The organism is Specibacter sp. AOP5-B1-6, from assembly GCF_052376555.1.
In the GTDB taxonomy this organism is placed as follows: domain Bacteria; phylum Actinomycetota; class Actinomycetes; order Actinomycetales; family Micrococcaceae; genus Specibacter.
In genome coordinates, this window is the sequence record NZ_JBQSVT010000003.1 from 125,303 (window position 1) to 145,810 (window position 20,508).

The window sequence follows — 20,508 nt, forward strand, 5'->3', positions numbered from 1 at the left end:
CCATGACCAACGCCTCCCATGATTCGGCCGCCGCGGCAATCACCTACGCCAGCGCAGGTGTCGACACCGAAGCGGGCGACCTTGCCGTTGAGCTGATGAAGGAAGCCGTCAAGGCAACGCACGGCCCGTCCGTGGTTGGCGGCTTTGGCGGGTTCGCCGGCCTGTACGACGCCTCCAAGCTGCTGACGTTCAAGAAGCCGCTGCTGGCCACCTCCACCGATGGCGTGGGCACCAAGGTCGCCATCGCCCAGGCCATGGACATCCACGACACCATCGGTTACGACCTGGTTGGCATGGTTGTCGATGACATCGTGGTGGTTGGCGCCGAGCCGCTGTTCATGACGGACTACATCGCCACCGGCAAGGTTGTCCCGCAGCGCGTGGCTGACATTGTCCGCGGCATCGCCGGCGCCTGCAAGGTTGCCGGAACTGCCTTGGTGGGTGGCGAAACCGCCGAGCACCCCGGCCTGCTGGCTCCTGATGAGTACGACGTCGCAGGTGCTTGCACGGGCGTCGTCGAGGCTGATTTGCTGCTGGGTCCGGAACGGGTGCGTGCGGGTGATGTCATCATCGGCATGGCCTCCTCAGGCCTGCACTCCAACGGCTACTCACTGGTCCGCCGTGTCATCAACCACGCCGGCTGGGCCCTGGACCGCCAGGTTTCCGAACTGGGCCGCACCCTGGGCGAGGAACTCCTGGAGCCCACCCGCGTGTACGCCGCCGACTGCCTGGACCTCACGCGCTTCCTGCCCGTCACGCAGGAAAAGGCCGTGCATGGCTTCAGCCACATCACCGGCGGCGGTTTGGCCGCCAACCTGGCACGCGTGCTGCCGCAGGGCTTGATTGGCACAGTTGACCGCTCCACGTGGAGCCTGCCGGCCATCTTCAACCTGGTGTCGCAGTTGGGCAATGTCCCGTTGGCCGACCTGGAGCGCACGTTGAACCTTGGTGTGGGCATGGTGGCGGTGGTTTCCGCCGATGCCGCCGACGCGGCCGTTGAGCGTCTGAACTCACGCGGGCTGCCGTCCTGGGTCATGGGAACGGTTACTGCCGAGTCCGCCGACTCGGACAAGACCGGTTCCGACTACACCCAGGGCGCCAAGGGTGTTGACGGCGGCGCTGTCCGCCTGGTCGGCAACTACGCGGTGTAGTTCCTCTTTTACGAAAAATGCCGCCGTTACCGCATTTTGCCGCAGGTGCACCTGCGGCAAAATGCGGTAACGGCGGCATTCTTGCTGGGTCGGCGACAAGCACGTGCGTCGTCCCTTTTTCGTGGAAACGGAACAACAAAATCCCCACACGTCGCCTCAGCTGTTTCGCTGTGCGTCGTGCAGGGTCTGTTGCGTTTGGTGTCTAAGCGTTCCTAGCCAATGCGGCGGGAGTCCACGTCGTCGTCGTCCTCAAACTGATCCGCATACTTGTCTTCATATGCCGAATAATCCGGCTCTGCAGGGATCTCACTGTGATGGCTCGGGGCTCGCCGAGTAGTCGCACCGAGCTCTTTTTGCAGAGCAGAATAATCAGTGTTCGGGGAGTAGTACTTAATGTCCCGAGCCTGCTTGGTTGCCTTCGCCTTTTGACGGCCGCGCCCCATGGCGTGACCCCCTTTTTACACTTGGACCGGAGGTGGTCGCTCGGGCTAAGAGCGAGGCTCCGGAATATTCGGTCAATTTGTCGTACTCCTAGATTACATTAGTTCTGCCGCGGCAGGATCCCACCATGGGTTGTTCTGCCCATAGCCAAACGATCCGGTTGGAGCGCCCGGAACGCTTTATTCGGTAGAGTCACGTATAAGCAGGGTGTTTATTCCTTGAGGGCGGCGTGCCAAAGCATCCGCGGAGTGTCCGCAAACACTTCCCCCCTCACCACACGCACAATTTTCTGCGCAGAGCAAGGCGCAGCACGGAAGGTCAGTCCCCATGAACGAGAGCAGCAACGCCAACGATCAGGGCGCGCAGCAGAGCCCTCCGCCGGAGCCCGCTGAGCAGCCGGAGCAGCAGCCCGAACCCGCGGAGCAGGCGCCGGCAGCCGAGGGGTCGCCGGAGGAGACGACAATCAATCCGGAACCTGTCATTTCGGGCTCGGACTACGAATTTGCCGAGCCGCAGCTGGGTGCCGCGGAAATCAGTGAAGACGTCGCCGAAAGCGTTGACCTGCAAGCCGCTGCGGCAGAGGCCGCCCGGGTGGAGCACGAAGCCGAGCTGGTTGCCAAGAACGTCTCTTCACCCCTCACCAACGACCTCCCCGCGCCAACGTTCGACGCTCCCGAAGAGCCGGTCGATTGGGACACCTCCACCACTGTCCTGCGCACCGACTTCTCCAAGCCCCCAGTCGCCAACAATCCCTGGACCCAACAGGAGGCTGCCGAGCCCGCTGGTTCTGCGGAGTCCGACGTGGCCGCCGAGCCCGCTGGTGTCGAGCCCGCTTCGTCCGTAGACGGCTCCACAGCGCTCCCGAACCTGCCGGACGACGCACCGCGCGTGTCACCCGGCCAGCCCGAACTGCCAACCGATCCCGGAGCGCCGGCCGAACCGGCCGAGTCTTCGCACCAGGCGCCGGCCGAACCTTTGCCGACCGATTCCGGCGTGCCCGCCGAGCCGGTTGCGCCCCAGCCGCAGGCCCCGGCCATGCCGCCTGCCCCGCCGGGCCCCACGTTCGAAGCGCCGGAGCAGGACGAGCAGCCGACTCAAGAGATTGGTCACCAGCCTGAGGTTCCGGCCCAAGACCTGCACGACGACGAAACTGCCGCGACCCTGGCTCCCGGTGCGGGCGAAGACGTGCCATCACCCGAAGCGGCACCGCTTGACGCCGCGCAGGATGAAGCAGCGCCGGAGGAAGCCGCACCTGCTGAAGCAGCGCCGCACTTTGGCCCCGGCGTAGCGGACGGCCATGGCTGGCGCCGCCCGGAGACCCAGTGGACGCAGTCGGCCACTCCTTGGAAGCCCAAAGCTGGAGCATGGCAGTCCCCAGCCCAGATGGCGCGTGGCGAAGCAGACGCTGCTGCCGCCGCTGCCGCCCTCGCCGCCACACAGGGTGCCGATAACTCCGGCCTGCCTCAGGCGGAGCCCACGGATGGCACTCCAAACAGCGACCTTCCTGCCGCCAACGGGGATGCCAACGTTGCAACAGATCTTTCCGGCGCAACTCTTCCCTATGGACAACAGCCAAACCAGCCGCCATACGGAGCACCAGCCCCGTTTGGCCAGCCCAGCAGCCAGCCGCCTTACGGTGCGCCGACCCCGTTTGGCCAGCAGAATGCCGCAGGCGGGCAGCCTCCATACGGAGCCGCTGCGCCACAGCAGGGAATGCCGCCTCAGGGTGGACCACAGTACTCCGGCGCCGCCGGCGTTCCACCGGCCCAGGGAACCCCGGGAGGACCCCAAAACCCCGGTTATCCTGGCGCCCCGCAGGGCCCCGGCGGATTCCAGGGCGGGCCCCAAGGCCCAGCTTATCCGGGCGGGCCGCAGGGACCGCAGGGTCCCGGCGGCAATGGCGGCCCCGGTGGCTCGGAGGGGAACGGCAACGGCAAGAAAAAACTTTTCATCATCCTCGGCGTTGCTGTCGTCGGTTTGGGCCTGATTGTTTTCTTCGTGTGGCTGCTCATTGGTTTCATCATGGGGAACATCAACAGTGCAAGCCCCAGCCCGGTCCCCGTGACGCAGTCCCAGGAGCAGCAGAGCCCGAAGGCGGAGCCGAGCAGCGACACCACGCCAACGAAGGATGCCTCCCCCACCGGCAAGGCAACACCCACCGACGAAACCGTGGACCCCGACGCCGGTGTCATAGTCCCGATGGCTGCACCATTGGACTGGCTTGAAGGCGATTGCTTGCGAAATTTCACCAGCATTTCCAAGTCAGCTGACGTTGTGCTTTGCAGCAGCCCACACTCGGCTCAGCTGGTGGGTGCTTTCTACTACGCCGACGATGAAGATTTCCCCGGTGGCGATGCTCTCAAGGCCAAGGCCGCTGAGGTCTGCGCAGATGTCCAGATGACTTCCGAGGCCGCCAAAATCAAGACTCTGAAGCCGATGTCGGCCTACCCAACAGAAACCTCCTGGGACAAATCAGGTGACCGTCGCGTAGATTGCCTCATCCATGACACCAGGGACGGCAACAACTTGAAAATCTCACTCACGAAGTAACACAGCCAAAAAGCAGCGACCCGTGAGATAAGGCGGCTTGGGGAAATCCAAGCCGCCTTATCTCACGGGTCGCTGCTGTTTGGGGCCGCGGAGGCTACTTGCGGCTGACGGTCAGGCCGGAGCCTGCCGCCGAGTCCATGTCGAGCTCGTCAAAGTCGGCGGACGTGTCCACCAGGACGGTGTCTCCGTCGGTGATGGCGCCGGCCAGGATCTCCTTGGCCAGCCGGTCCCCGATCTGGCGCTGCACCAGCCGGCGCAGCGGCCGGGCTCCATAGGCCGGGTCGTAGCCGGTCAACGCCAGCCACGCCTTGGCAGCGTCGGTCACTTCGAGGGTCAGGCGCCGCTCGTACAGTCGGGCACCCAGCGACTGCACCTGCAGGTCAACAATGCGCGAAAGCTCTTCCACATTCAGCGCATCAAACATGACGATCTCGTCAAGGCGGTTCAGGAACTCCGGCTTGAACGAGGCCTCCACAATGGCCATGACGGCCTTGTGTTTTTCATCCTCGGCCAAGTTCTGGTCAACAAGGAACTGGGAGCCTAGGTTGGACGTCAGCACGATGATCACGTTGCGGAAATCAACTGTGCGCCCCTGCCCGTCGGTGAGCCGGCCGTCGTCGAACACCTGCAGGAGGATGTCGAAGACTTCCGGGTGCGCCTTCTCCACCTCATCCAGCAGCACCACCGAATACGGCCGACGGCGCACAGCTTCAGTGAGCTGCCCGCCCTCGTCGTAGCCCACGTAGCCCGGAGGGGCCCCGACGAGGCGGGAGACCGAGTGCTTCTCGGAGTACTCGCTCATGTCGATGCGGATCATGGCGCGCTCATCGTCAAAGAGGAAGTCGGCAAGCGCCTTGGCCAGCTCGGTCTTGCCCACACCTGTCGGGCCCAGGAACAGGAACGAACCGGTGGGGCGGTCCGGGTCGCTGATGCCTGCCCGGGCGCGGCGGACGGCATCGGACACGGCGGTCACGGCGGCCGACTGGCCAATCAGCCGCGAGCCCAGGACCTGCTCCATCTGCAGCAGCTTCTGGCTCTCGCCCTGCAGCATGCGGCCGGCGGGAATGCCGGTCCAGGCGGAAATGACCTCGGCAATGTCGTCCGCAGTGACTTCCTCGGCCACCATCAGCTCGGGCTTGTCGATGGACTCCTCCTCGGCGGCGGCAGCCTCCAGCTCGCGCTGCAGCGCCGGAATCTCCCCGTACAGCACCCGCGACGCTTGCTCCAGGTCGCCGTCGCGCTGGGCCTTGTCCGCCACCGAACGCAGCTCATCGAGCTTGGCCTTCAAATCACCCACACGGTTCAGCCCGGCCTTTTCCGCCTCCCACCGCGCATTCAAACCGGCAAGCTCCTCCTTCTTGTCCGCCATGTCGGCGCGCAGGGCTTCCAAGCGCTCCACCGAGGCAGGGTCGCTTTCACCGGACAGCGCCAGCTCCTCCATGGTCAACCGGTCGACGGCGCGGCGCAGCTGGTCGATCTCTTCCGGTGCGGAATCGATCTCCATGCGCAGGCGCGATGCAGCCTCATCCATCAGGTCGATGGCCTTGTCCGGCAGCTGGCGGCCGCTGATGTAGCGGTTGGAGAGCGTGGCGGCGGCAACCAGGGCGGAGTCCGCAATGGCGACCTTGTGGTGGGCCTCGTAGCGTTCCTTCAGGCCGCGCAGAATGCCGATCGTGTCATCGACACTGGGCTCACCCACAAAAACCTGCTGGAAACGCCGCTCCAGGGCCGGGTCCTTTTCAATGTTTTCGCGGTACTCATCCAGCGTGGTGGCCCCGATGAGGCGCAGTTCGCCACGGGCCAGCATGGGCTTGAGCATGTTGCCGGCATCCATGGAACCTTCGGATGCGCCGGCCCCCACCACCGTGTGAATCTCATCGATGAAGGTGACGATCTGCCCGTCGGAGGCCTTGATTTCCTCCAGCACGGCCTTGAGGCGCTCCTCAAATTCACCGCGGTACTTGGCACCGGCCACCATGGCGGAGAGGTCAAGGCTGATGAGGGTCTTGCCGCGCAGCGATTCGGGCACGTCGCCTGCCACCATGCGCTGGGCCAGGCCCTCGACGACGGCGGTCTTGCCCACGCCGGGCTCCCCGATGAGCACGGGATTGTTCTTGGTGCGCCGGCTGAGCACCTGGATGACGCGGCGGATCTCGGAGTCACGGCCGATCACCGGATCAAGCTTGCCGGTGCGGGCAATGGCTGTCATGTCCACGCCGAACTTTTCCAGGGCTTCGAAGGTGTTCTCGGGATCGGGCGTGGTGACCTTGCCGTCCCCGCGCACCGACGGCAGCGCAGCGTCGAGCGCCGCCCGGGTGGCACCGGCCTGGCGGAGGGCACCTCCCGTTGCTCCGGCGTCGTCCGCCAGCCCCAAAAGCAGGTGCTCGGTGGAGACGTACCTGTCGCCCATGCGCTCGGCGGCCTGCTGGGCGGACTGCACCACGAGCAGCGTGTTGCGGCTGAGCTGCGCCTGGGCCACGGATGTGCCGGACGACGACGGGAGGTTGCGAATGGCCGCACTGGCACCGACACTGACCTCATCCGGGTCGACCCCGGCTGCCTTCAGCAAGGCGACGGCAACACCCTGGCGCTGGTCCATGAGTGCCTTGAGCAGGTGGGCGGGCTCGACCGTGGGATTGCCGGCGGTGGAGGCGTTCATGGCGGCGGCGGAAAGAGCCTCCTGGCTCTTTGTGGTGAATTTGGCGTCCAAGAGAGATCCTTTCGTTGGGTGGAGACTCACTCATCGTAAAGTTGAGTCTACTACGCTCAACTTTGCTTCGGTGGATGTTATTCCACGGACTTGTCCGCGGTCAAGACCCGGGCCATGCGTTGCCCGAAACACGAAGGGGCACCCGGAAGCTGGTGGTCGGCATCCGGGCGCCTCGTCCCGCCTGACGGGGCTTCACGATGCCTAACCGCGGGGGTTCACGATGATTTTCACGTGCTCTTCATTGTTGTTGATCAACTGCTCAAAGCCCTCGGTGACCAGCCCGTCCAGTCCGATCCGCCCGGTGATGAACTTGGCAAGGTTCAATTTGCCGCTTTGAACCAGCGCAATGGTGTCCGGGTGGTCATTGGCATACCCAATAGTGCCGCGCAGGTCCACTTCCTTCAGCACCAGCTTCGGCATGTCCACAGCAGGCTTGTGGCCCCAGATGGAGACATTGACGATGACTGCGCCTGGGCGAACAGCATCCAGGAGCATGTCCAGGACGACGGGCACCGAGGAGCATTCGAAGCCAAGGTCCGCACCCTGGCCATTTGTCAGCTCACGGACCCGGCTGGCCACATCGCCCTCACGGGGGTCAAACACCGCATCAGCAACACCGGTTTCCAGAGCCTTCGCCTTGCGCGCCTCGGAAAGTTCGGAAACGTAGACCGTCAATCCCTTGGCCTTCAGCACGGCCGCGGTCAGCAGGCCGATGGGTCCTGCCCCGCCAACAATGGCGACCTGGCCGGCCTTGGCCCCGGAACGCACATAGGCGTGATGCGCCACGGACAGCGGTTCAATGAGCGCAGCCTCGTCCAATGGAATGTCACCAATGGGGTGGACCCAGCGGCGTTCCACCACGATCTTCTCGGACAGGCCGCCACCGCGGCCACCCAAGCCGATGAAATTCATATCCTGAGACAGCTGGTAGGGCGCACCTTCGCCGGTGTCGACATCTTCGCCGATGATGTAGGGCTCCACCACCACATTCTCGCCGACCGTCAGATCAGTGACACCCTCACCCAGCGCCGTGATCGTTCCGGAGAATTCATGGCCCAAAGTGACGGGAGCCGATTCTCCGGATATCGGGTGCGGGTGGCCCGCGGGCGGGACGAAGATCGGGCCTTCCAGGAACTCATGCAGGTCGGTGCCGCAAATCCCGCACCAGGCAACGTCGATGGCCACGGTTCCCGGCTTCAGTTCCGGCTCGGCAATGTCCTCGATGCGAATATCGTTGCGATCGTAGTAACGTGCTGCCTTCATGATGGCTCCTCAAGATTTTCGGTAGTGAAGACTCGGTCAAACCACACGGCGGCGTGCTGTGCAGAACCACCAAGTCTCCCAAAGTTGACATTCCCCATGCTCTCGCAAAAATCGGCGAACGTCACGCATGTCGCAATGGTTTCGCACCGCATCGGGTGAACCTGCCATCCCCGTGCGGCCATTGGTTCGGCAATCCGCCGTGGCCGAAACTCGCCTTGACATTGACGCTGCGTCAACATTTAGAGTTGCTTGCATGAGCATCGAAGAAGCCCCCGCGGACTGGTCGATCCAGCAAATCGCAGCCTTGGCGGGAACCACCAGCAGGACACTGCGGCACTACGACACCCTTGGACTGCTGACGCCGAGCCGGATTGCGAGCAACGGCTACCGCCACTACGACCAGTCCGCACTCGTGCGGTTGCAGCGGATTTTACTGCTGCGCGAATTGGGGCTCGGACTGCCGGCCATTGCGTCCGTGTTGGCGCAGGAGCACTCAGCCACTTCTGCACTGCGGACCCACGTTGCGTGGCTGCGGGGCGAACAGGAACGACTGTCGCGGCTCATCGCGTCAGTTGAAAAGACCATTGCAGCGGAAGCTGCGGGAAAGGAAATCATGGCAAAGGACATGTTGGACGGATTCGACCACACCCAACACAAGGAGGAGGTGGAGCAGCGCTGGGGCAAGGAGGCATACGCGCAAAGCGACTCCTGGTGGCGCGGGAAGGATCCCTCAGGGCAAGCCACCTGGAAAGCCCAAGTGGCGGCGCTGAACAACGACTGGACTTCCCTGTCATCCAGCGGGGCCGCACCTTCCTCATCCGCCGCGCAGGAGCTGGCGCGGCGCCACGTTGAGTGGCTTTCGTCGATCCCGGGCACGCCTGCTGCCCTGCCCGGAGGGGACGTGCGCGGATACGTACTGGGCCTGGCTGACATGTACGTTGCGGATGAGCGCTTTGCAGCCAACTATGGCGGAATCGTTGGTGCCCAGTTTGTCCGGGACGCCCTGACCGTCCACGCGGAGCAGGAACTGTAGAGCCTCGCAGCCAGATTCCAGAAAAGTAAAGCGACCTTGACATGGGCATGCATGCCATGTCAAGGTTGCTTTACATTTATCCTCGAAGTATCGGAGCTGGGCATGAAAAAACAATTCATCAGTGTCGTCACCATCGCACTTGCAGTGTTGGCCATCCTGACGGCCTGGGCGGTCGCCGCCGAACCGCCCAATGATGTGCTGCCGCGCATCCTCTCAGCCGGCGTTGTCTTTGCGACAGGCATGACCGTCATGTTCTTCAAGAAGCGCCACCAGACACAAACACTGGAGCAGGCCGAGGGTAGTTTTGAAAAGGAAATGTCCACACAAGCCCAGTCTGCCGCCTACATCGACACGCTGGTGATCCTGGTGGCCACCCTTGCCGCGGTGGCGATCTTTGCGGATTCTGCATTCGCGGCACTGGCCATGCTGGTCGCCGTCATTTTGGCCATCACTGCATTCTGGTTCCGCTACCACCGGGCCAAGCGCAACTTTCTTGCGGAAGCGCAGTCTTGAGGAACCACATCTCAGAGTCAAGAAAGGCTGCCGGCTGGTCGCAGGAGGAGCTTGCCGCAACACTGGGAGTCTCCCGGCAAACAGTGATCGCCCTGGAGCGCGGAAAATATAATCCCAGCCTGCCATTGGCATTTAAGCTGGCCAGGGTGTTCGGCACCAGCATCGAGGAGCTGTTCATCTTCGAAGAGCCCGAACGGTAGGCGCACCGGGCCGGCTGTGCTTGCTGAATTTTCGCCGTCAGCCCGGCTTGCGCGCCGTCCAGATCATGTTCGTGCCCAAGAACCTTGATTTCACCCGGACGTCCTCGAAGCCGGCCAGCTCGAATCTGCGGCGCAGCGCTTCGGGGGTCAGGAATCCAAGCGTCGAATCGACCAGGTACTGGTAGGCCGGGCGGTCACGGCCAATAATTGTCCCGAGCGTGGGAATGACCACGCGCATGCCGAGGCAGATGACAGGGGAAAAAATGCCGCTGGGAGGCGACGACTCAAGGGCGGCAACCACACCACCCGGCTTCAGGACACGGAATTGTTCGTTCAGGACGAGGTCCAAGTCGCTGACGTTCCGGAGCAGGTAGCCATGCGTGACGCCGTCGAACTTGTTGTCTTCGAAGGGCAGCTCATGGGCATCGGCAAACTGCCAGTCGATGCCTGCGTTGCCGTCGAGCTGGCGGGCCACGTCCAGCATGGACTCGGAAAAGTCTGCGCCGATGACGGCACCGGAGGGGCGTTGTTCGCGGATGGCCCTGGCGATGACGCCGGTTCCGGTGGCCAAGTCCAGGTAGTGGTGCCCGGGTCGGCTGGTGGCCAGCGTGGCGATTTCCCGGCACCAGCGCTGGTGGGAACCCAGCGTCATCAGGCGGTTCATGACGTCATAGCGGCGTGCAATGCCGTTGAAAGTTGCCTGGACTGATGAGTCTTCGTTTCGCATTGCCACTGGCCTTCACTTGAGTTGCTGGACTGCTGAGTTGCTGGACTGCAAAGAGTCTATGCGGCACACCACCCCGGTCATATTCGCTGAGGCTGCGGGCCCTGCCGCCGCAGCCTAAACTGGGGCCATGATCTTCATCGATCCACCCTACTGGCCGGCGCACGGGACAGTGTTCTCGCACCTGATCTCTGACACGTCGATCTCCGAATTGCACGCCTTTGCCGCCACCAACGGAGTCACCGAGCGGGCCTTCGACCTTGACCATTACGACGTTCCCGCGCGGCTCTACCGAGACCTTGTGTCCGCGGGGGCAGCGCCGCTCTCCGGCAAGGAACTGGCGCGCACCCTGGTGGCCTCGGGCCTGCGGATTAAGGCAAAGTACCGGGTCAAATCCGTTGGTTCGGTTCTGGAGCTACGCTGGAACACCCTCATGCCCGGGTGTCGAGAACTGGGTGCGGAGTTGTTGGGAAGATGGAACGAGCCGCACCGGAACTACCATTCAGCCACCCATTTGCTGGCCGTCTTGGAGGCGCTGGATCTTCTCACCGCCCGCAATGTGCCGCGCCCGGTGGCGCTGGCCGCATGGTTCCACGACGCCGTCTACAACGGCACATCCACCGATGAAGAGGACTCCGCGGTTTTGGCACAAGAGTGCTTAAACACCCTCCTGGCCCCGGAAGAAACAGCCGAGGTTTGCCGCCTGGTCCGCCTGACGGCCACCCATGCCCCTGCACCCGGAGACGAATCGGGGCATCTCCTGTGCGACGCCGACCTCGCCATCCTCGGCGGTGAACCGGACACCTACTCCCGCTACGTTGCAGGCGTCAGGCAAGACTATGCACACGTTTCGGAGGATGACTTCGCCAAGGGGAGGACCTCCGTCGTACGTCAATTACTGGCGCTGGAGCCGCTGTTTCACACGGCCAGGGGCAAAGAACTATGGGCTGCCCGGGCGCAGGAAAACCTCAGCCGCGAATTGGCGGCCATCGTTACCCCGTAAATCGGGCGAGCCAACAATTTGGCGGCGGGCCAGCTCATGCCAGCGTCTGCTCCAGGTACTGGACTTTTTCGCTGAACAACAGGTGGCCTTGAGCTCCGTTGACGATTGGGAGCTGTGGCGGGACGTGGCCGCATTCCACGTTTCCGATGATGGGTATGCCGAGCATACCCAGGGCATCCACGACCGCCTCAGATTGGGTGAGGCTCGGCGAGTCAGGGGCGCCGGTTCGCCCCACAAGGATGGCTGTGGCGCCGTCGAAAAATCCGGCCAGGCGCATGCCATGGAGATGACGGCAAATCGTGGTCGCGTCAACGCCAGAAGCTTCCACATAAACGATCAGTGAATCGCACGCGCCCCCACGCAATGCCCTGGTGTCCAGGTAGGGACTTCCTGCGAGATTGGCAATGGTCTCAATGCATCCACCGATCAGGCGCCCTGTAACACTCACATCCTCTTCACCCCCGTCGAGCCGCTCCCACGCGCCGTTGCCGTTCCAGGTGTGTTCCGATACCTCTGGCATGTTTTCCCAGTCATCCCAGTCGTTGACTCGATGAACGCCCGGCGAGGCCTGCCGGAATGTCGCTCCCGCAGGAAGCGAGGCAATCTCTATCCACGACATGAGCGACTCGGGGACACGATACGGAGTGTCCATGAGGTTGGTCCCATGGAGGGTTGCCATGCCGGCCCGGAGCGTCACCGGAGTCAGCAGCGTTGAAATGTCGGAGTAACCCACGAACCAGGTTGGTGCGGCGTGGGCGAGTGCGTCGAAATCAAGATGAGGAATAAGGTCAATGGCCGTCTGGCCTCCCCACGGGGGAACAACGGCTTTGACCGTGGGATCCAAAAGCATGCGCATCAACTCTTCCGCCCGCCGCTCAACCGGAGCACTGACGTGGGTGGTGCCGTCGAGGCACTCGCCGAGCTGCACCACGAAACCGCGGTCGCGCAATTGCTCTACCGCAAAGTTGAGGCGGTCCAGCAGGTTTTCACCTATTCCGCTCGACGGCGCCGTCACTCCAATAATGTCGCCAGATCTCAACGGCTGGGGGTATCGAATCTCCATCTACCCATATTCGCATGTGGGCCCGCGCCAATTCATCGACGTTCACTTCCCACGGAATGCGCTCCGACATGGGTAGCTCCACTACTCAGCCAACTCACTGACAGAAGAGTCCGTGGATCTAAATTATCGTGGGCAAATAGATGCAAGGTTGCAGGTTGCAGAGCGAATCGAAAAGTCCGGACTTCCGCAGTAGTCATTGGACAAAATGACGCTTTGAGCTACTTCAAACTCTCACCAATTATCTCACCAGGTCCGGAGCCCTGAAGCCCCTGCCACAGCCACAGCCACAGCCACAGCCACAGCCACAGCCGACGAGATCATGCTGCGGGGTCACGAAACCTGCCGGACCGGGTCGAAGCGGCTCGGCGAAATGGAGGCAAAAACATGTTCGACCAGGCCGAAACGTCAGCTATGACCAGATCTCAGGGGCTTGACCCGTGTCGACTCCCGGCCTAGCAATTTTTGCTAATCCGGGCGTCTAGCGTAGTCAGGTATATGAATTGCCTATCTCACCCTAGCTGTGAGTGAACCAGGCATTTTCGGTCGCTCCAACAATAGTGTCCGTTTGATCGATCACCTCGGTGCAAGGAGAGTTGTAATGGGACTTTGTGTAGTTGATTTGGTATCCATGAGCCCCCATTTCGATCCAGCCATCCTGACCGGCGGAAACTTCCCAAGAATATCCTACTGTGGTCGTGGCCGTGGCCGTATGAGATACCGTTACTCCTACTGACAAACCAACTTTTGTAAAAATTAATCCAGCGTCAGCAGATGCGGTAACCGAAAGTGAACCTGAAACTGTACTGGCATCTGCGGAAGTGAACGACAAGGTTCCACCATTGGTGGCGTAGACTCTTTTGCCTGGGTTCGGCAGGTAAACATCTTTTTGAGTCGTGTCAAAAACGTAACCCGCTTGGCACGAAAGAGCCGATGCTGGAGCGCCTTGGCTCTCGTTCGCAGCATCCGTTGCCGATGAAGCATTTGCAGGAACTACAGTTGCGGCCACTAAGGCGGCAGCAGCCCCCATCGAAGTCAGTGCAATCGACATCAATTTCATTGAATTTCCTCCATTATTGGACGCTTTATTTAGATAAATCGATTAGGTACCGTCGACGCCAAACGCGGTCACGTAGAAATTGACTCCTGACGGGACTTCGACCTGGATAAAGTCTGGAACCGTATTCGACTTTGAAGAATCATGTGGAGCAGTTGTGTAGGTGTTTATCATGGGCCCTCCGCACGAACCTCCAGAGGTTTCCGCAAGCTTCGGGTTCGCGCCATTCCCGAGTGTGACCTTGTAGTTGGATTCACTATCGCAGATTAACACCACCATCACGGATTCCTTCGCCTCAGCATCCGAAAGCACGAACTTTTCCGTCCGAGTTCCCTTCTCGTTGATTAGCAGCATCCCCGTTTTGGAGCGAGCATCTGCAATCTCGGGATATTTCTTCCAAAAGTCGACGACGCTCGTTAGTGGCGAAAAGGCAGAATCCCTGCCCGTTGCGGGTGCTGATGTCGTAAGCGAACTGGACGAGCTAGGTGCCGCCTCACCCGAAGGTTCTTGGGAAGGAGCACTGCAACCAGCGAGGGTCAATGCCGCCACTAATGAAATCGCGGAAAGGGCTTTCCTTTTTTTCATCCGCTAATCTCGAGTCGCAAATCACGATATGTATAATTGATAGACAAATATCCTTCTTCCCTGAGAATGCGCCGGCCAGCTTGGTGGTGTCGTGCACTGACGGTCACGTGAACACCTAGACGTGGTGGCGGGGCGTGCCGCCTCCTTGGGAGAGACACGCCCCGCCACCTTGGAGCACCGATCGGTTGCCTGATCAGACCGTTCGTTTCCAACTCACGCCACCGCTCAGTACTGCATAGAGGTTTTTGCAGACGGAACAACTGTTCCTGTCGCTCTAACCAGACTGCCGGGGCTGTGCCCTCCCGTCAATTTATGGCGCATATTTGGTCCTTTTGGACATTTACAATTGATCCCTTTGGATAGTCTTTTTAATAGGAATGGAAAATTTAACGTTTCAACGATAGGGTCACGCCGCCCGTTAAAACTTCCAGCCGTAACAAGACCCAAAACCTCCCGCTCTTGATCGCCCGCTGCCGGCAGGGTCCAGCCGGCCGTCGGCCCCGAGATGCTGACCGATGCGGCCGGGTGATCGTTGCAGGCGCAGGTATACACTCTGAAGAAGAGTCTCTTGGGCAGGAGGTCGCACGTCATGGGTGTCATCGATGCAGACATGCGCTCGATCGTGGACAGCGCCAAGCTCGGGTTCGTGGCCACGATCTGCGCGGACGGGTCTCCGAACCTTTCCCCCAAGGGCACACTGCGGGTGTACGACGACGATCATCTGGTGTTCTTGAACCAAGCGTCCCCTGGCACGGTTGCCAACCTGCGGCGGGATCCGCGGCTGGAGATCAACGTGGTCGACTTCCTCAAACGCCGCGGGTACCGATTCAAGGGAACCGGCGAGTTTCACGCCCCGGGCAGCCGGGTATTCGACTGGATCCACGACTGGCTGCTTGCCACGCAGGGCCCGGGATATCCGGCGATCGAGGCGATCCTGGTCACCGTCGACCGCGCGCTGCCGGTCGACTCGCCGGCGTACCAGTTCGGTCACGCCAAGGAGTCCGAGCTGCAGGCGTCGTGGGCGAAGGCCTACGGGGTCGAGGAGGCCCAGCCGTGACTGGCGCGGCATAGCCTGGCGACCGGAAGAAGTGATGGATGATGCCTGAGATTCCACAGACGATGCATGCGGCCTGCGTGGATGCGCTCGGGCCGGCCGACTCAATCAATTATGAACGGTTGCCGGTCCCGCAGCTCGGTCCGACTGACGTGCTGGTGGCCGTTGAGGCGGTCACGGCCAATCCCGTGGACACGTTCGTTCGTTCGGGGGCATATCCGACGCCGACCCCGTTCCCGTTCGTGATCGGCCGTGATCTGGTCGGCACTGTCGCCGCGTCCGGGGCGGGTGTGGTCGGTTTCGCCGTCGGGGACCTGGTGTGGTGCAACAGCTTGGGCCATGATGGCCGCCAGGGCTCGTTCGCGCAATACGCGGCTGTGCCGGCAGACCGGCTGTATCACGTGCCCGACGGGGTGGATCCTGTCCAGATGGTCGGGGTCGCGCACATGGCAGCGACAGCATGGTTGGGCTTGTTTCGGCATGCCCGGCTGGGCTTGGGGGACACTGTGTACATCGGCGGCGGGGCCGGCAACGTCGGTGATGCCGCGGTGCGCTTGGCCGCTGCGGCCGGCGCCCAGGTGATCGCCTCCGCCTCCGGCGCCGGGCTGGAGCGTGCGCAGAGTGCGGGGGCAGCCATAGTGGTCGACTACCGGGACCCCGACATGGTTGAGCAGGTTCGCAGCGCAGCACCCGGCGGATTGGACGTGCACTGGGACACCTCCGGCCATCACGACCTCGACGCCGCGGTCGGGTTGATGGCCCGCGGCGGCCGGATCCTCCTCACTGCGGCCGGACCACAGACGCGCGTCCCGCTACCGGTCAGCGCCACCTATACCCACGATGTGACCTTGATCGGGTTCGCGATCAGCAACGCCACAGTCACCGATCTGGCCGCCGCCGCGGCCGTGCTCAACTGGAGTCTTGCCCGCGGGGCCCTGACCGCCCGGATCGCCGACACGATGACCCTTGCCCAGGCTGCCGAGGCACACCACCGCCTCGAAAATGGCGGCGTCTCCGGTCGGCTAATCCTGAAACCATGAGGGTGGCCACCTACATCGAAGAGCGGCCTGCGTCATCCGCCGCCGGATGGGCTGGTTCAGGCGTTCGGCAATGCCCACCAACATATGGCACGCATGTGCTAAATTGTTCACTTTGGTCGGGCAGTAGGCTTTCCGCATGACCAACAACGACCGCACCAACACGACACCGGAATTCGCCGGGCTTCCCATCTGCGAATTCGCATTCCCGGGACCGCTGCGTGACCAGCTCGTTGCGGCGATTCTGGATGGGTCAAAAACCTCCACCACCGCCACACTCATTGAATTCGAGGTGGAGCAGGAGGAATTGCCCCGCGTAGGTGTGCGGGAAGTAGTGGTGGACTCCGATGGCTGCGGCGTAGCCGTCATCGAAATGACCGAGGTTCGCATGGCCCGGCTGGCCGATGTAGACCTGCAGCATGCCATTGACGAGGGCGAAGGATTCACCACCGTGGCCCAGTGGCGGGCCGGCCACGAGGATTTTTGGCATTCCCCCGACATGAGAGCGGCCATGAAAGACCCGGAATTCACGGTGGATGACACCACGATGCTGGTGCTCCAACGCTTCAAGGTCACCGCCCGGCTGCCATTACGCTGAAGCCATGCAAACCACAGGAACGGTCCGCTTTTGGCATGATGAAGAGGGCTGGGGCGTCATTGATTCGGACCAGACGCCGGGTGGTTGCTGGGCCCATTTCGCAGACCTGGCCGTTCCGGGCCACCGTTCGTTCGAGGCCGGGCAGACAGTGGTGTTTGAGTGGGAGACAGCCGACCAGGATGGATACAACTTCCGCGCAACGCGTGCCTGGCCGGCCGGCTCCCAACCGCACATGGACGCGTCCACCCCGAACGCGGGCCACGCGTACTCATCGAAGCTGACCATCCGCTTCGACAGCTGATGCGCAGCCGCTGGCAGCCAGCGACTGGGGATCAGCCGCTGCCGGCTATCAGAATTCCGTTGTCACCGCCGGCAGATACTCTGGTTGCATGGCTTCGAAGAATGAACCCCGCGCTCCCCGGCTCACCCCGCTTGATCTGCACGACCTGGTGGAAAATGATGACCAGTTCTTCAGCCCGGGTGAAACGTATGACGGACAGCGGTTTGACCGAACGTCCTTTGACGAGGCCGACCTGACGTCGACGGACTTCCTGGAGTGCGAACTCAACGGACCAACACTCAACGACACCGAGCTGCGCGGGGTGCGCTTCCGCGGCACAGTGCTGAACGACAGCTTTGCCCCGGTCATGAAGGGCGCCCGCACGAGCTGGCGCGACACCGAGATCACCTCGCCCCGCTGGGGATCGGCCGAAGTGTATGACAGCACCTGGCAGTCCGTGCGGATCGACGGCGGGAAAATCGACTTCCTGAACCTGCGCGCAGCCAAGATCACCGATCTTCAGATCAGCGACTGCATCATCGGCGAACTCGACCTTGGCGGCGCAACCGTCACCCGCATGTCCCTGAAAAACTGCCGGATCGGCACACTGGACCTCCAGCAGGCCAGGCTCAAGGACCTGGACCTGCGCACCACTGATTTCCGCACGCTCAACGGCGTCGGTTCCATGTCCGGCGTCGTGATTGACGACTACCAGCTGGGCCTGTTGGCACCCATCCTGGCCGCGCACCTGGGCATCACGCTCGCCTAACGGGCCAGTGAGACGCCCAGTGTGGCCAGCACGCCGAACGCGGTGCCCCAGAGGATGATCGAGATGACCTGCCACAGGATGACGGCGTTCCTGGAGGCCCCAAAGGAGACCATGGCGGCCGACGTGATTTGACTGGGCAGGATGGTCTGGCCCAACAGGCTGACACCAGCGACACCATATTTGTCGAACGCGGAGCGCAGTTTGGCGCGGCGCGGGGTGATCTCCTTGGGCTCCCTGCCGGCGGCAACCTTGGACCGAACGCTGTGCGCACTGAACACAAAAATCAGCATTGACGCGATGTTTCCGACCACGGCCGCGGCAATGGCAACCACCGGGTTCAGGCCGCCAACCACCCCGACCACCGCGCCGAAGTATGACTCCACGAACGGTATGGCCGCCACCAGCAGCACACCAAGCCACTGGAGCATGGGCGGGAGGGACGCGGTGAAGGACTGCAGTGATTCAATCATGGTGGCTGCTTTCATGGGTGCGGAACGTTGATAATTCAATCCTGCGTCTTCCGGCGCGGCCGGCACAGTGCCTTGCTGTCACGGCTTCCCGGGCGCTTTCGCACGCGAATCCATGACAAATGTCATTGCCCTAGACTGAACGTCATGCCCGCAGCCTCAACGCCGGAAATTCCCCAGCCACCCTCCAATCCGAGCCGCAGCGTAAAGACAACCTGGACCTACACCCTCGGCTCCATCGTGTTCATCCTTGTCGTTCTCGACACCTTGCTTGTGGGCTTGGCGTTGCAGGCATTTACGGACAGGAACGACGCCGTTTCCCGGCTTCTCCTTGTCTCCCTGGTCATCGCTGTGGCCGCCCAAGTCCGCTACTGTTGGTTCCTGCGGGCAGGTTTGGGCGGTGGGGTGCCCGGCACCGTATGGACGCTGGCACTGCTCATTCCCTCAGTTGCCGTCTGGGTGCTGGGTTTGTTCTCCCCTGCCAATGCGCTGATGTCGGTCCTTCCGCTGTGGCTGGCGGTCTGCCTGCTGGCGTGCCTGCTGCCCACGTGGAAACAACGGCTTGCGGTGCTCGGCGCCGGGCTGGCTGCGGCCCTTGTGCATCCTGCGGCGCAGTCCGTGCTGCGGGGGCAACACGAGGCAGTTGCTGCGGATGCCAGCCTGCGCATGCTGTTTTTCTATGCCGCAGGAATGCCCGTGATCCTCATGAGCAGCCTGTGGTGGTGGCGGGTAGTGGTGGAACTCGACAGGCACCGGCTCCTGGCGGGGGAACTCGCGGTTGCGCAGGAAAGGCTGCGTTTTGCCGCAGACCTGCACGACATTCAGGGCCACCATCTGCAGGTCATCGCGCTGAAGTCGGAACTCGCCGAACGGTTGATCATCACCGATGCCGAGGCGGCCCGCGGGCACATCCACGAAACGCGGCTCATCGCCAAGCAGGCCCTTGAAGAGACCCGGTCCCTGGTGTCCGGGTACCGCGAGACGGTGCTTGAAAATGAGCTCGAAAATGCCCGTGAAGTGCTCTCGGCCGCCGGAGCGCACTGCGAACTCAGCCTTGACCCGCTGCCCGGCAGCCAGGCGGTCCACAAGGCTCTGGCCATGACGGTTCGCGAGGCAACAACCAACATCCTGCGGCACAGTGAGGCCACCCGGGCATCCATTACGCTGGCCACTTCCAGCGATGCCTGCACGCTGACCATCTGCAACAACGGTGCAACCAGCCATCCCACAGCCGCCACAACTGCCGGCACGGGACTGTCCGGCCTGCGTGCACGGGTCGAAGCCGTGGGCGGCACACTGGAAACTACTTTGACTGCAGATCGCTTTGAGCTGCAGGCCCTGGTACCAACGAAGGTGGCGCAGCCGTGAATGCCTCAACGAATCCCCCGCGGATACGGCTGCTGATAGCCGACGACGAGCACCTCATCCGGGGTGCCTTGGAGGCGCTCCTGGGGCTGGAGCCCGACATTGACGTGGTGGCCAGCGCCGACAACGGCGTCACGGCTGCCGAATTGGCACTGGAGGTGCAGCCCGACATCTGCCTGCTTGATCTTGAAATGCCGCGGGCTGACGGACTCGAGGCGGCGTCGCGCATCCTCGCCACCGTTAACACCCGCGTCATCATCGTCACCCGGCATGCCCGCCCCGGTGTTCTGCGTCGGGCGCTGGCAACGAAGGTTTCAGGGTTCGTTCCAAAGTCCACGCCGGCACAGGACCTGGCCGACGTCATCCGTGACGTGGCGGCCGGAAAGCGGTACATCGACCCCGAAATTGCGGCAACGGCGTTGACGGCCGAACGCTGTCCGCTCACCGACAGGGAGCTGGACGCGCTGCGCATCAGCCGGTCAACCAACAGTGTGGCGGAAATTGCCCAACAATTGCATCTTGCCCAGGGCACGGTCCGCAACTATCTTTCTTCGGCCATGATGAAACTTGACGCTGTTTCGCGACATGACGCCGCCGAGAAGGCTTGGCAGCAGGGTTGGATCTGAGCGGACGCTGGTAAGTTCTGTA

General features: G+C 62.4%; 21 protein-coding genes. 13 read left to right on the forward strand and 8 right to left on the reverse strand.

Annotated elements, in window-relative coordinates; translation table 11 throughout:
• Nucleotides 1-2 precede the first annotated feature (2 nt).
• Nucleotides 3-1,151: a phosphoribosylformylglycinamidine cyclo-ligase gene (purM, locus tag ACT3TS_RS02590; protein WP_444529922.1), complete on the forward strand. Its 1,149-nt coding sequence runs from the start codon at nucleotides 3-5 to the stop codon at nucleotides 1,149-1,151.
• Between the two features lie 212 nt (nucleotides 1,152-1,363).
• Here purM and ACT3TS_RS02595 read toward each other — a convergent pair whose 3' ends face one another.
• Nucleotides 1,364-1,594: a DUF3073 domain-containing protein gene (locus ACT3TS_RS02595; protein WP_444529923.1), complete on the reverse strand. Its 231-nt coding sequence runs from the start codon at nucleotides 1,592-1,594 to the stop codon at nucleotides 1,364-1,366.
• A 325-nt stretch (nucleotides 1,595-1,919) separates the two neighbouring features.
• Between ACT3TS_RS02595 and ACT3TS_RS02600 the strand changes: the two genes are divergently transcribed.
• Nucleotides 1,920-4,142, forward strand: coding sequence for a hypothetical protein (locus ACT3TS_RS02600; RefSeq protein ID WP_444529924.1), 2,223 nt, complete (start codon nucleotides 1,920-1,922; stop codon nucleotides 4,140-4,142).
• Between the two features lie 94 nt (nucleotides 4,143-4,236).
• On the opposite strand, the gene clpB is transcribed toward ACT3TS_RS02600, so the two are convergent.
• Together clpB and ACT3TS_RS02610 are read right to left on the reverse strand one after the other, a co-directional pair.
• A complete protein-coding gene (gene clpB, locus ACT3TS_RS02605; RefSeq protein WP_444529925.1) occupies nucleotides 4,237-6,852 on the reverse strand; it encodes an ATP-dependent chaperone ClpB in 2,616 nt (871 codons plus the stop codon).
• Between the two features lie 201 nt (nucleotides 6,853-7,053).
• The gene (locus ACT3TS_RS02610) at nucleotides 7,054-8,115 is read right to left on the reverse strand and encodes a 2,3-butanediol dehydrogenase (RefSeq protein WP_444529926.1); all 1,062 of its coding nucleotides are present in this window, start codon (nucleotides 8,113-8,115) and stop codon (nucleotides 7,054-7,056) included.
• 253 nt (nucleotides 8,116-8,368) lie between these two features.
• Between ACT3TS_RS02610 and ACT3TS_RS02615 the strand changes: the two genes are divergently transcribed.
• From ACT3TS_RS02615 to ACT3TS_RS02625, 3 genes are all read left to right on the forward strand, one after another.
• Nucleotides 8,369-9,148, forward strand: a complete 780-nt coding sequence (locus tag ACT3TS_RS02615) for a MerR family transcriptional regulator (protein WP_444529927.1) — start codon at nucleotides 8,369-8,371, stop codon at nucleotides 9,146-9,148.
• A gap of 102 nt (nucleotides 9,149-9,250) precedes the next feature.
• Nucleotides 9,251-9,661, forward strand: coding sequence for a hypothetical protein (locus tag ACT3TS_RS02620; RefSeq protein ID WP_444529928.1), 411 nt, complete (start codon nucleotides 9,251-9,253; stop codon nucleotides 9,659-9,661).
• A complete protein-coding gene (locus ACT3TS_RS02625) occupies nucleotides 9,658-9,861 on the forward strand; it encodes a helix-turn-helix transcriptional regulator (protein WP_444529929.1) in 204 nt (67 codons plus the stop codon). The genes ACT3TS_RS02620 and ACT3TS_RS02625 overlap by 4 nt, the downstream gene beginning before the upstream one ends.
• 37 nt (nucleotides 9,862-9,898) lie before the next feature.
• Here the strand turns inward: ACT3TS_RS02625 and ACT3TS_RS02630 are convergent, their stop codons facing one another.
• Nucleotides 9,899-10,588 carry a ubiquinone/menaquinone biosynthesis methyltransferase gene (locus ACT3TS_RS02630; protein ID WP_444529930.1) on the reverse strand — a complete coding sequence of 230 codons (690 nt, stop codon included), beginning with the start codon at nucleotides 10,586-10,588 and terminating at the stop codon, nucleotides 9,899-9,901.
• Between the two features lie 127 nt (nucleotides 10,589-10,715).
• Between ACT3TS_RS02630 and ACT3TS_RS02635 the strand changes: the two genes are divergently transcribed.
• Nucleotides 10,716-11,588 (forward strand): DUF4031 domain-containing protein, encoded by an 873-nt coding sequence (locus ACT3TS_RS02635; protein ID WP_444529931.1) that lies wholly within the window; start codon nucleotides 10,716-10,718, stop codon nucleotides 11,586-11,588.
• A gap of 34 nt (nucleotides 11,589-11,622) precedes the next feature.
• Here ACT3TS_RS02635 and ACT3TS_RS02640 read toward each other — a convergent pair whose 3' ends face one another.
• The 3 genes from ACT3TS_RS02640 to ACT3TS_RS02650 form a co-directional block, all read right to left on the reverse strand.
• Nucleotides 11,623-12,651 carry a S66 family peptidase gene (locus tag ACT3TS_RS02640; RefSeq protein ID WP_444529932.1) on the reverse strand — a complete coding sequence of 343 codons (1,029 nt, stop codon included), beginning with the start codon at nucleotides 12,649-12,651 and terminating at the stop codon, nucleotides 11,623-11,625.
• Nucleotides 12,652-13,165: 514 nt separating this feature from the next.
• Entirely contained in the window at nucleotides 13,166-13,708 is a 543-nt protein-coding gene (locus tag ACT3TS_RS02645) for a hypothetical protein (RefSeq protein WP_444529933.1), read from the reverse strand.
• Between the two features lie 42 nt (nucleotides 13,709-13,750).
• A complete protein-coding gene (locus ACT3TS_RS02650) occupies nucleotides 13,751-14,290 on the reverse strand; it encodes a hypothetical protein (RefSeq protein ID WP_444529934.1) in 540 nt (179 codons plus the stop codon).
• 568 nt (nucleotides 14,291-14,858) lie between these two features.
• On the opposite strand from ACT3TS_RS02650, the gene ACT3TS_RS02655 reads away from it, so the two are divergent.
• The 5 genes from ACT3TS_RS02655 to ACT3TS_RS02675 all read left to right on the forward strand — a co-directional run bounded on the left by ACT3TS_RS02655 (nucleotide 14,859) and on the right by ACT3TS_RS02675 (nucleotide 18,028).
• Nucleotides 14,859-15,347: a pyridoxamine 5'-phosphate oxidase family protein gene (locus tag ACT3TS_RS02655; protein ID WP_444529935.1), complete on the forward strand. Its 489-nt coding sequence runs from the start codon at nucleotides 14,859-14,861 to the stop codon at nucleotides 15,345-15,347.
• A 38-nt stretch (nucleotides 15,348-15,385) separates the two neighbouring features.
• Complete coding sequence (locus ACT3TS_RS02660) at nucleotides 15,386-16,384, forward strand: NADPH:quinone reductase (protein WP_444529936.1); 999 nt, start codon at nucleotides 15,386-15,388, stop codon at nucleotides 16,382-16,384.
• 136 nt (nucleotides 16,385-16,520) lie between these two features.
• The gene (locus ACT3TS_RS02665; protein ID WP_444529937.1) at nucleotides 16,521-16,979 is read left to right on the forward strand and encodes an ASCH domain-containing protein; all 459 of its coding nucleotides are present in this window, start codon (nucleotides 16,521-16,523) and stop codon (nucleotides 16,977-16,979) included.
• 4 nt (nucleotides 16,980-16,983) lie between these two features.
• Nucleotides 16,984-17,280 carry a hypothetical protein gene (locus ACT3TS_RS02670; protein WP_444529938.1) on the forward strand — a complete coding sequence of 99 codons (297 nt, stop codon included), beginning with the start codon at nucleotides 16,984-16,986 and terminating at the stop codon, nucleotides 17,278-17,280.
• A gap of 88 nt (nucleotides 17,281-17,368) precedes the next feature.
• Nucleotides 17,369-18,028 (forward strand): pentapeptide repeat-containing protein, encoded by a 660-nt coding sequence (locus tag ACT3TS_RS02675; protein ID WP_444529939.1) that lies wholly within the window; start codon nucleotides 17,369-17,371, stop codon nucleotides 18,026-18,028.
• Here ACT3TS_RS02675 and ACT3TS_RS02680 read toward each other — a convergent pair.
• Nucleotides 18,025-18,498, reverse strand: coding sequence for a hypothetical protein (locus ACT3TS_RS02680; RefSeq protein ID WP_444529940.1), 474 nt, complete (start codon nucleotides 18,496-18,498; stop codon nucleotides 18,025-18,027). The two genes, ACT3TS_RS02675 and ACT3TS_RS02680, sit on opposite strands and share 4 nt — an antisense overlap.
• A gap of 144 nt (nucleotides 18,499-18,642) precedes the next feature.
• Here ACT3TS_RS02680 and ACT3TS_RS02685 point away from each other — a divergent pair, with 144 nt between their 5' ends.
• Complete coding sequence (locus ACT3TS_RS02685) at nucleotides 18,643-19,863, forward strand: sensor histidine kinase (protein WP_444529941.1); 1,221 nt, start codon at nucleotides 18,643-18,645, stop codon at nucleotides 19,861-19,863.
• Nucleotides 19,860-20,486 carry a response regulator transcription factor gene (locus tag ACT3TS_RS02690; protein ID WP_444529942.1) on the forward strand — a complete coding sequence of 209 codons (627 nt, stop codon included), beginning with the start codon at nucleotides 19,860-19,862 and terminating at the stop codon, nucleotides 20,484-20,486. The genes ACT3TS_RS02685 and ACT3TS_RS02690 overlap by 4 nt, the downstream gene beginning before the upstream one ends.
• Nucleotides 20,487-20,508 lie beyond the last annotated feature (22 nt).